This window comes from Chryseobacterium sp. MYb328 (assembly GCF_037572595.1).
GTDB lineage: Bacteria > Bacteroidota > Bacteroidia > Flavobacteriales > Weeksellaceae > Chryseobacterium > Chryseobacterium pennae.
On record NZ_JBBGZQ010000014.1, the window covers coordinates 105101 to 116433 of the forward strand.

At 35.3% G+C, this 11333-nt stretch carries 6 protein-coding genes; 4 read left to right on the top strand and 2 right to left on the bottom strand.

Features of this window, described 5'->3' with window-relative positions; translation table 11 throughout:
- Positions 1-59 precede the first annotated feature (59 nt).
- Positions 60-1094, top strand: a complete 1035-nt coding sequence (gene gwsS, locus WH267_RS14835; RefSeq protein WP_340009300.1) for a grasp-with-spasm system SPASM domain peptide maturase — start codon at positions 60-62, stop codon at positions 1092-1094.
- Complete coding sequence (locus WH267_RS14840) at positions 1072-1893, top strand: GLPGLI family protein (RefSeq protein WP_115970942.1); 822 nt, start codon at positions 1072-1074, stop codon at positions 1891-1893. The genes gwsS and WH267_RS14840 overlap by 23 nt, the downstream gene beginning before the upstream one ends.
- Positions 1894-2255: 362 nt before the next feature.
- Here the strand turns inward: WH267_RS14840 and WH267_RS14845 are convergent, their stop codons facing one another.
- Positions 2256-3002 (bottom strand): glycerophosphodiester phosphodiesterase family protein, encoded by a 747-nt coding sequence (locus WH267_RS14845; RefSeq protein WP_340009302.1) that lies wholly within the window; start codon positions 3000-3002, stop codon positions 2256-2258.
- 165 nt (positions 3003-3167) lie between these two features.
- Positions 3168-6263, bottom strand: a complete 3096-nt coding sequence (locus tag WH267_RS14850; protein ID WP_340009304.1) for a TonB-dependent receptor — start codon at positions 6261-6263, stop codon at positions 3168-3170.
- Positions 6264-6503: 240 nt separating this feature from the next.
- Here WH267_RS14850 and ligA point away from each other — a divergent pair, with 240 nt between their 5' ends.
- Together ligA and WH267_RS14860 are read left to right on the top strand one after the other, a co-directional pair.
- A complete protein-coding gene (gene ligA / locus WH267_RS14855) occupies positions 6504-8510 on the top strand; it encodes an NAD-dependent DNA ligase LigA (protein ID WP_340009306.1) in 2007 nt (668 codons plus the stop codon).
- 107 nt (positions 8511-8617) lie between these two features.
- Positions 8618-11326 (top strand): DUF7619 domain-containing protein, encoded by a 2709-nt coding sequence (locus tag WH267_RS14860; RefSeq protein WP_340009308.1) that lies wholly within the window; start codon positions 8618-8620, stop codon positions 11324-11326.
- Positions 11327-11333: the final 7 nt, after the last annotated feature.

Below are 11333 nucleotides of genomic sequence, written 5' to 3' on the forward strand. Positions count from 1 at the left end.
AAAGTGAAAGTATATGATAAAGTATGTACCCCATTTATAGATTTAAAATCTTTTGAAAAATGAGACAGTATTTTGAATTGTATCAGGACTGCTCTATCGTGAAAGGAGCAAAGAATATTCTCCTATTTGATGTTCATTTTAATAAAATTCTTGATATCACAGATTTTTATGACATTTTTTTTGAGGATTATTATTTCCCTGTAGATGAGGATCTTTCAGAGGTTATAACATTTTTAATTGAAGAAAAATTTGGCACATTAACAGAAAATGTTACTTCAGAAAAATTTCGGAAGAAATTTAAGTGGAGAACGCCGAACAAGATTAATGAAGTTATAATTGAACACAAAATTAAAGATGATTTTGATACAGCCGGAGCATACAAGATAATAGAAGAACTTTCTACAAGTTTTCTCCAGATAAGATTTCTGGAGTTTTCTTTGGTTAGGCTGAATGAAATTTTATCCTTAATTGAGTTCTCCAGTATAAGAACAGCTGAAATTCTGCTTCCCTATACGGATCAGTCAGAGAATATTGCGGTTATAGAAATATTAGAAAAAAATCCCAGGGTAAAGACGGTTTATTATTATAATGCTCCGGAAAATAGATCAGTTGTTGATGATGATAATTTATTCACTGTTATCTACTATGAAAAAAATATTATAAATCCCAAATACTGTGGTATTATTCAGGAAGATTATTTTCTGAATGATATAAATAATATCTCAAAAAGCAAAGCTGTAAATAACTGTCTTTATGGGAAGTTATTTATTTCTGGAAACGGAGATTTGAAAAACTGCCCGTCCTCTCAAAGAATCATTAATAATATAGATAAAGCTTCAGTTTCTTCTTTAACTCAGGAAATAAGTAAAGAAAAAGAAAGATTTATTACCAAAGATCAGATCGAGGTCTGTAAAGACTGTGAGTATAGATATTTCTGTACAGATTGCCGAATGTACAGGGAAAATCCAGAAAATATCTTCTCCAAACCCTTAAAGTGTGGATATGATCCTTATAAAGGGATCTGGGAAGACTGGAGTACTAATCCTTTAAAATTGAAAGCTATTAAATATTATGAACTTGACAACCTTAACTAATATTGCATTTTTAATTTTTGCCACTCAATTGCTCTCAGCTCAAAAGATAAGAGTAACATATCATCTGAAATATAAAACAGATTCACTACAATCAGCACATAAAGAAAATGACATGCTACTGGATATTTATAGTTCTGATGCTTCAAGATTTTATCCCGAGAAATTGTATAAAAGTGATTCTATCCGCAAAAATGGAACCTCAGGCCAATATTATTCTTTGGATTTCAATCATGCTACAATCAGAAATAAGGCTTATTTGAAAAAATATTACCGGGTATTAACTGATGTATACGAGATTACAGAAGAAATGCCTTCCCTGGAATGGAAAATCAGTTCCGATAAAAAGAAAATCGGTGAGTATGAATGTCAAAGTGCGACATTAAAATATAAAAACAGACAATGGACTGCGTGGTTTACTCAAGATATTCCTATTTCTGAAGGTCCTTCGTTTTTTAAAGGATTACCAGGGCTGGTTATCTGGGTTCATGATGATAAAAACAATTATGATTTTTCCCTAAAAAAACTTACTAAAGATTTTTATGACCCTTATAACGGTATAGATTTCAATTCTGAAAATATCGTTAAAATAAATAAGGACCAACTTAACAAAATTTACATTAATTATTATTTAGATCCCTACAAAGAAGCTAAAATGGGGAAAATAAAAATGAATTTTGTTGACGAAAAGGGTAATGAAGTTAAGAATATCAATTGGAACGAATTAACAAAAAACAAGCAAGAAGTAATAAAACGGAATAATAATCCTATTGAGTTATCAGATGTGGTAAAATACCCTTAATCTACTTTGGAGTTAAGCTTTTTGGAAAAAACCAAGATTTAAAACTTTAATAGTCGGAAAACAGCTTTTGTTTATTCTTTTTTAAATTGCCGGATCCTATGAATTGGATTTTCCCGGGCTTCTAAAATTCCGTTAATTTTCTGAAGAATTCTGCTCTTGATCTCGTATGCTCTTTTTATACATACGAGAGTATGCCCCAAACAGAGCCAATCCCCAGCCCAACAATATAATAAACAGTGAAGTTTACATCACAGGTTTATTTGTAGGGCTCAGTTTTGTAAAATTCAGGGCAATATCCTGTTCTGTATTTACAATAACATACTGGAACATTATCACATATCTGATTCTGAGCTCAGTCTATATTATTTATTTTTAAGCTGTTCAGGAATATTTGTGGTTACAAAACCGATTCCCTGCTTTTTCAATTCGTCGTATACAGCAACCTCATTTACTGTCCATGAATTGGTAATAAGTCCCAATGCTTTTGCTTCGGCAATCCATGTCGGGTTTTTCTGGAAAACGCTGTAGTGGTAATCCATTCCGTCAAGACCTTCTTTTTTGATCTGCTCCGGTGACAATTCTCCGTTCAGATACTGCACTTTAAATGATGGTGCCAGTTTTTTGATTTCTTTACAGATATTCAGACTGAAGGAAATAAATTCACTTTGAGATTCAAGTTTCATATCCTTGATCATTTTGATCGTCTTCTGGGTAATCTCATTTTCGATTTCAGGCGTTTTATCCGGTTTGATCTCCACGATTAATTTCACAGATGTATCCTTCTTTCCCTGCTTTAAATAATCTTTTAAAGTAGGAAATTTTTCACCATTCGACAATTTCAGAGCTTCCAATTCTTTGAATGAGGCTTCAGAGATTTCCATTTTACCATGGTGCTCATCATGATTGATCACCAAAACGCCATCCTTGGTCATCCTTACATCAAACTCAGAACCATAAACTTTTAATTTCTGAGCGTTTTCCAATGATTTAATTGAATTTTCCGTTGTAGGAGGCTGTGCCTGGAAATATCCTCTATGGGCAATAATCTGTGTTTGTGCTTTCATCAAAACTGTACTTAAAACTGCTAACCCTAAGATAAAATTTTTCATAATATAATTTAGATAATTAAAACAAAGTTCTGTAACTTTTGATAAAGGTAGGTATTACAGGACTTATTGAGAAATATAAAACCACAAAAGAAAGACCTTAACAGCGTATTTTAGAATACTTTTTCTTAAAAATCTATCTTTTGTGGCTGCTAGTATTATTATTGATTAAAAACTGTATTTTGCTCCAATCTGAATCTGATACGGATTTCCGGATAGAGGAGCAAGGCCGCTACCGCTCACATTCTTGCTATACTCAAACTGCTTGGTCACAGGATCAAACTTTTTAATCTTGTACATAGAAGTATTTCCATACGATTCATTTACACCCCACTCTTTATTAAGAAGATTGGCTACGTTGAAGATATCTACAGAAAGTTCAAATGCACCGATTTTATCAAATTTTATTTTCTTGGCTAAACGTAAATCCCAAACACCATAGAATCCATTCTTACCTCCGTTACGCTCTGCAATTTTACCGTTGTATGCGTCTACATAATCTTTCAATGCTTTCCCTACATTAGGATCATCCAGAATCGACTGGGCAATATTAGGGAAGATATAAGCCAGGTCATTACTATCAACAAAATCTCCATTTATATTTCCTCCTGCGGTCATAGAGAAACGTGTACCTCCAATTCCTGAATATCTGATTCCTAACGTAAAGCCTGCAATCGTAGGCGAATTACCATAAATCACGACTTTATTACGGAACTGGTTGTCAGAATATGTCATTCTCAAATCTCTCGGATCCCCCTGAACCATGGTGGACAATGTTGCAGAATTTGCTACGTTTCCGTTGTATGAAGTATTATCCTTAATATCAGACCAGGTATAACTTGCTGTAATTTCACCATCCTTCCAGTAACGGTAGCTGGTATCCACTACAAACGAAAATTGGTTTACTTTACCATCACTTACCAATTCCAATACCCTTCCGAAATTATTATTGATTCTTCCTTTTTTCCAGTCAATTTTTGATCCATCTATCGCTGTAGTAGGAACGAATACTCCTCTTCCTCCTTCATTATCCAATGTGAAGAATGGGTTAGCCACCATATTCCTGTCATAATAGTAGTAATTGTTTCTTCCTAAAGCCATATATGCCGCCAATCCTGCTCTGAATCTATCATTAAAGAAGTGTGTATAGGAGATGTTCGCTTTGTAAACAATCGGAATTTTAGCATCTTTACCAGTATAGTTAATGGTTGGGACCTGCTCATTAGCCAGCGTAGGAACTGTACCGTAGTTATTTCTATAGCTGTTAAAATCCGGTGTCAGTCCAACCGTTGCGGGATCTACATCTACTGTAGCAAGATGTTTTCCATCAAATACCAGATTATTGATAATCATATAATTGTTGATATCTGAGGAGAATATTCCTGCTCCGAATTTTAAGAAATCTTTATTCTGCTCATTGATATTCCATTCAAACTGGAATCTAGGCTGGATTACGAAAGATTTGATCTTATTATCCGTTCTGATTCCCATTTCATCATACAGTTTCTGATTGAATTCTGCTTTTGGATACCCTCCATAATCTAATCTCAGACCGGCCATCAAATCCAGTCCTTTTGCAATCTTAGTCTGGAATTGTCCATAAACACCGATATTCCAGATATTGGATCTTACTGATGGATCATCCATTAAAGGTACTTCTCTGTAAAATCTGTAAGGTTTAAGGTTCTCAAAATTATCAAGACTGCTTATTTTTTTATCCGGATCTTCTTTGAAGTGAAATCTTCCGTTTACCTCGCTTCCGTAAACAGATTTTGAAGTCGTATACATCAAATCTGCACCGAAAGTATATTTTACTTTGTCTGTGTTGTAATATAGATTATCTACAATCTGGAATACATTATTTCTAAAGCTTTCCTGAGCGAAACGATGTCCTCCGATCTGGATATTCGTAGACCCGGCAGTTGATGCTACCCCTTCAACAATCGCTCTTGGTACAGGTCTTCCTAATTCATCATTCTGATAGCTATTCTGAAAAGTATACAGGTACTGAGCTTTCAGTTCATTAGTTAAATTAGGTTTTAAATTGGATCTTAAAGTCAATAGCAAGCTATTGTCAAGGTTTTTATCATTTCCATAAGATTCAAAAAAGTTGATATTGGTATTATCGCCCAGTCCGTTTTTATTAAGATCATATGTAAAATTGTTTCTTAACGTCAGCAAATGCTTCTCATTGATCTGCCAGTCTAAACGTAAAAATGCGGCATCAGAATTTCTCACTTTATCAAAGCTTCCGAACTGTGGAGTGTTTCCTACTCCATATTTTGATCTTGCAATATCTAAAAACTTATTAAGTGTTTCTGTTGTAGTATTGAATCTCTTTTCATCCTCCTTGGACCTGATATCAGCAATAATCAAAGGTCTTGAATCCAGCTGGTGATCCCAGGCTGCAAAGAAGTGTAATTTATTTTTGATGATCGGCCCTCCCAAAGAGAATCCGAACTGAGAAGTAGAGAAATCATTTTGTCTTTTGTTTCCTCTGATGTCGTAAGGGCTGGAAAGCCAGTTGGCTCTCAGATACTCCCAGGCACTTCCTGAAAATTTATTAGTACCGGATTTGGTTACAGCACTTACTGTTCCACCACCGCTTCTTCCTAAAGTCACATCATATTGGTTGGTCGTAATTTTAAATTCACGTACCGCTTCAATAGAGATTGAGAAAGGGGCACCACTTCGGCTGGTAGTAGCTCCTGCAGAAGTTGGATTTTTAGCTGTCATCCCATCAATAGTAAAGTTTGTGGAAGATCCTAACTGCCCGGAAAGGTTTCCTCCTTTTCCACTTAAAGGCGACAGTTCTGTAAGATTGTTAAAGTTTCTTCCGTTCACCGGAAGTATACCAATGTTCTTAGCAGAGATTGCGGTAGCTGCTCCCAGGTTTCCGATCTTGTTTTTCAGGTTTCCGGTAATCTTTACTTCTTCAATATGCTTCTCTCCACCAAGATCCATGTTTACGGTAACCTGATCTCCGAAGTTCACATTGTAGCCTTCTCTTTTATCATCATTTACAATCACCGTGTAAGGTCCTCCCAAAGGAATTTCTTTAAAGATATACTCTCCTTTTGAGTTCGTTTCTGTTTCCGTTCTGAACCCTGTAGATTCATTGATGATGATCACCTTCACTTTTTCCTGAGCGGAACTTCCCGGCCCGGTAACTTTTCCTATGATGGAAGCCTGCGTAGTCTGTGCATACGCCATAGTTCCCCATCCTAAAAACAACAACCCCAGTACAATCTTTACTTTTCTCATGTCTTTAAATTAGATGTGCAAAGGTATTTTTACTTTAAGAGGCTTCTGTTTAAGGGAGCTTTAACATTCTTTTAATTAAATTGAAACGAAATGTTAAATTACTTTAAACATTTGCTTTATTTTCTAGAGAGTCAGTTGATTGAAGCATGTTACAGATTATTAATTTTTCTGTACTATTTAATTCTCTTATTTTTTAAATGAAATTACTTTAGCTATTTTTGCTCAAAAGATATAAATCCGATGTCTGAAAACATTCAACAAAAAATAGAACAGCTTCGCAAAGAGCTGCATCAGCATAACGAAAACTATTACCTACTGGATACTCCTACCATTACAGATTATGAATTTGATATGTTATTGGAAGAGTTACAGGACCTGGAAGCCAAACATCCTGAATTTTACGATCAAAACTCTCCTTCAATGCGTGTAGGTGGTGGTATCACCAAGGTATTCCCTACCATTCAGCATAAATTCAGAATGTATTCTCTGGATAACTCTTATGATTTTGATGACCTTGAGGACTGGGAAAAAAGAATTATCAAAACTATCAATGATCCTGTAGAATTTGTTGCCGAATTAAAGTATGATGGAGCTTCTATTTCCATTCTTTATGAAAACGGAAAACTTACACAGGCTGTAACCCGTGGGGATGGTTTTCAAGGGGATGAAATTACTCCGAACGTCCGAACGATTTCTGATATTCCATTGACACTGAAAGGTGATTTTCCCCCGCAGTTTTTTATGCGTGGTGAAATTTATTTAACGAGAAAGAACTTTGATAAACTCAATAAACTGCGCGAAGAGGAAGGATTAGATCCATTCATGAACCCAAGAAATACTGCGAGTGGAAGTTTAAAGATGCAGGACAGTGCCGAAGTAAGAAAACGTTCACTTTCTTCTGTATTGTATCAGTTTATTTCTGATGAGATTCCTGCTGAAACTCACTGGGAGCTGCTTCAGAAAGCGCAGGGATGGGGATTCAAGACTTCCCAGCAGGCAAAGCTTTGCAAAACGATGGATGAGGTAAAGGAGTTTATCACTTTCTGGGATACAGAGCGTCACAATCTTCCATTTGAAATTGATGGAATTGTTTTAAAAGTGAACTCTTTGCAACAGCAAAGACAACTTGGGTATACAGCTAAATCTCCACGTTGGGCTATGGCTTACAAATTCAAGGCTGAAAAAGTGGAAACTGAACTTCAAAGTGTTTCTTATCAGGTAGGAAGAACCGGAGCCATTACTCCTGTGGCCAACTTAAAGCCTGTTTTATTGGCTGGAACGATTGTAAAAAGAGCATCCCTGCACAATGAAGATATCATCAAAAAGCTTGATCTTCATGAAAATGACTTTGTCTATGTAGAAAAAGGGGGTGAGATCATTCCAAAGATCGTTGGGGTAAATACAGATAAAAGAACTGACGAAAGCAGAGAAATAGAATACATCAAACACTGTCCGGAATGTGGAACCGAGCTGGTGAAAATCGAAGATCAGGCGATTCATTTCTGCCCGAATGAGCTTCACTGCCCACCACAGGTTGTGGGAAGAATGATTCACTATGTTTCAAGAAAGGCTTTGAATATTGACAATCTGGGAAGTGAAACTATTGAACAGCTTTACAGAGAAAAACTGATTGAAAATCCTGCCGATTTCTATGTTTTAACAAAAGAACAGCTTCTTCCACTGGAAAGAATGGCCGAAAAATCTGCCCAGAATATCATTACCGGCGTTGAAAAATCTAAGGAAATTCCATTTGAAAAAGTACTCTATGGAATCGGGATCAAGCATGTAGGAGAAACGGTTGCTAAAAAACTGGTGAAAAACTTCCCTACTATTGAAGAATTAAAAAGTGCTACTGTTGAAGAACTTTGTCAGGTAGAAGATATCGGGGCCAAAATTGCAGTAAGTATTGTAGATTTCTTCCAGAATTCTGAAAACTTATTAATGATTGAGCGTTTAAAATCTTACGGGGTACAGCTTGAAAAAGGAGAAAGTACCAATGAAGTTTTGTCTAACGTTCTTGAAGCAAAAACATTCCTTTTTACCGGAAAATTATCACTATTTACCAGAGAAGCTGCTGAGGAAATGGTAGAGAAGCACGGAGGAAAGAATATTTCTGCGGTTTCGAAAAATCTGAATTATCTCGTAGTTGGAGAAAAAGCAGGAAGTAAACTTAAAAAAGCTCAAGACATCGGAACGATTGAAATTCTGGATGAGCAACAGTTTCTGGATCTGATTGAGAAACAATAATAAAATTCAAACAATTATTAAATAAACCATTAAGATATTCACTTAATGGTTTATTTTTGCAACCTATTCAATAAAAAGAATAAAAAACGAATAACCAAAACTAAACCATGAAAAAAATTTATCTAGTCCTTCTCATGACTATGCTTTCTGTTGTACAGGCACAGATTGTTACTATTCCTGATGTTAAACTAAAAAACAAACTTTTATCTTCAACGGCAACCAACAATATTGCAGTTAATTCCGCCGGAAACAGTATTAAAATAGATGCCGATAATGATGGTGAAATTCAGATTACCGAAGCCCTTACTGTTTATAAACTGGACATGGATAATTCGTCAATTACTAATTTAAATGGACTTGAAGCATTTTCAAATCTGAAAGAATTAAACCTAGGGAGTAATAATTTAACTTCATTTAATTCAAGTTTTCCAGTGCTTACCTCTCTGAACCTATCTAATAACTATATAAGTTCCATAAATGTCAATAATTGTCCACTTCTTCAATCCATTGATATCACAGGCAACAACCTTGCGACACAGGCCCTTAATAATAATTCTATAGTTAATTTAACGACCGGTGGTCTTCAGTTGCAAAATTTAGATCTACAGGGAATTCCAGCTGTTAAAAAAGTATCGATAAGTTTTTCCAATCTTCAGACAGTTAACGGGGGTAATATGCCATTTTTGGAGGAACTTTCAATAAGTAACGCTCCAATGCTCTCACAGTTCAATTTGAGCGGGTCCTTAAAACTTGAGAGTTTAACAATGAATTACACAGGTTTGACTCACCTGGATCTGACCAATCTTACAGGCCTTAAAACACTGGAATGTACCAATAATAAGTTTCAGACAGCAACTCTTGACGGCTGTACTGCTCTTTCTTTGGTAAGAATGGAAAACAATCTTCTCACAAGCATCAGTCTTAATAATCTTCCTGCGCTCAGTACCATGTATCTTTCGAATAATAATCTTACTTCTGTAGTGTTAAACAATGTTTATAATCTGCAGCATTTAGAATGTTATCATAACCAACTGACCAATCTTACCATCAATAACGCACCTAAACTTATCACTCTGTATGCCAACGGCAATAAGCTTCCTGCCCTTAATTTATCTACAGCTACAAATATCGAAACGTTATGGTGTCACTCTAATAATCTTCTAAGTCTGGATGTCAGCATGCTGACCAGCCTTACTTCACTGCTGTGTTTTGAAAATTTATTTACAGAACTTGATTTTTCAAAAAATAAAGCACTGGTGGATGTAGCTTGTAGTTATAATCACAAACTGAAAAAAATATCTTTAAAGAACGGAACCTCTCAGACTTCTGTTCTTACTAACTTATTTCCTAATCCAAGCCTTGTTTATATTTGTTGTGATGAAAATGAGATTAGTTATTTCGATGCTCAAAATATTTCTATCAATAGTGGTATGACACAAATCAATTCATACTGTTCTTTTACTCCTGGGGGTACATTTTATATAATTCAGGGAAATACAAAGGTAGATGCTAATAATAATGGCTGTGATGCCAATGATGTCAACAAAGCTTTCCAAAAGTTCAGCATAACAGGAAGTGGAATTACAGGAACTACAATTGCCAATACATCCGGAGATTTTTCTATTTCAGTACAGCCAGGCAGCCATACAGTGACTCCGGTTCTTGAAAATCCTGCGTACTTTACTATTTCCCCGCCAAGCATTACTGCCACTTTTCCTCAACAGACAAGTCCATTTATTCAAAATTTCTGTATAACTCCGAATGGTGTTCATCATGATTTAGAAACTGTAATTGTACCTATTACAGACGCTTCACCAGGCTTTGAATCAAAATATAACATCATTTATAAAAACAAAGGGAATACGATACAATCAGGTACTCTGACATTTAATTACAATGAGAATATTATCGATTATATGAGCGCTACCCTTTCCCCATCCTCTCAATCTTCCGGAACACTAAATTGGAATTTCACCAATCTTCTTCCTTTTGAAACAAAAGAAATCACAGTGACTGTAAAATTAAATACTCCCATGCAAATTCCGGCAGTGAACGGTGGTGATATTCTGCATTATACAGCACAAATTAACGGAGCAAACGATGAGACCCCAGCCGATAACCATTTTGTTCTGAATCAAACCGTTGTCAATTCTTTTGATCCTAATGATAAAACCTGTCTTGAAGGAACCTCTATTGCAAAAGCCCAGGTTGGGGACTATGTTCATTATCTGATCCGGTTTGAAAATACAGGAACAGCCAATGCCAGAAACATTGTAGTAAAAGATGAAATCGACACTTCAAAGTTTGATATTTCTTCTTTGGTTTCGTTGAATGGAAGCCACAGTTATGTCACAAGAATAACCAATCCCAATACTGTAGAATTTATTTTTGAAAACATTCAGCTGCCTTTTGATGATGCCAATAATGATGGATATGTAGCTTTCAAAATAAAGACAAAATCCACTTTGGGTACTGGGGATACTTTCAGTAATACTGCCAAAATATACTTCGATTATAATTTTCCTATTATTACCAATACCTATACAACATCTGTTCTAGGTATACTGGCTAATTCGGAGATCCAAAATGATAAAAATAGTATGAGTATTTACCCTAATCCGGTAAAAGATATAATGTACATTCACACAGCAACTGAAGTAAATAAGGCTGTAATTTATGACACAACCGGAAGAGTAATTCATTCTATTGGCGTAAAAGGAAACACAGTAAATGTTTCGGATCTGCCTAAAGGAAATTATCTTATTAAACTGTTCTTAAAGGATAAGGTTTCTGTACGGAAGTTCATTAAGGATTAAGTTCATC

Excerpts from the sequence above, each read along its gene's own strand:
- gwsS (WP_340009300.1), top strand. The coding sequence starts at position 60 with ATGAGACAGTATTTTGAATTGTATCAGGACTGCTCTATCGTGAAAGGA.
- WH267_RS14840 (WP_115970942.1), top strand. The coding sequence starts at position 1,072 with ATGAACTTGACAACCTTAACTAATATTGCATTTTTAATTTTTGCCACT.
- WH267_RS14845 (WP_340009302.1), bottom strand. The coding sequence starts at position 3,002 with ATGAAAAATTTTATCTTAGGGTTAGCAGTTTTAAGTACAGTTTTGATG.
- WH267_RS14850 (WP_340009304.1), bottom strand. The coding sequence starts at position 6,263 with ATGAGAAAAGTAAAGATTGTACTGGGGTTGTTGTTTTTAGGATGGGGA.
- ligA (WP_340009306.1), top strand. The coding sequence starts at position 6,504 with ATGTCTGAAAACATTCAACAAAAAATAGAACAGCTTCGCAAAGAGCTG.
- WH267_RS14860 (WP_340009308.1), top strand. The coding sequence starts at position 8,618 with ATGAAAAAAATTTATCTAGTCCTTCTCATGACTATGCTTTCTGTTGTA.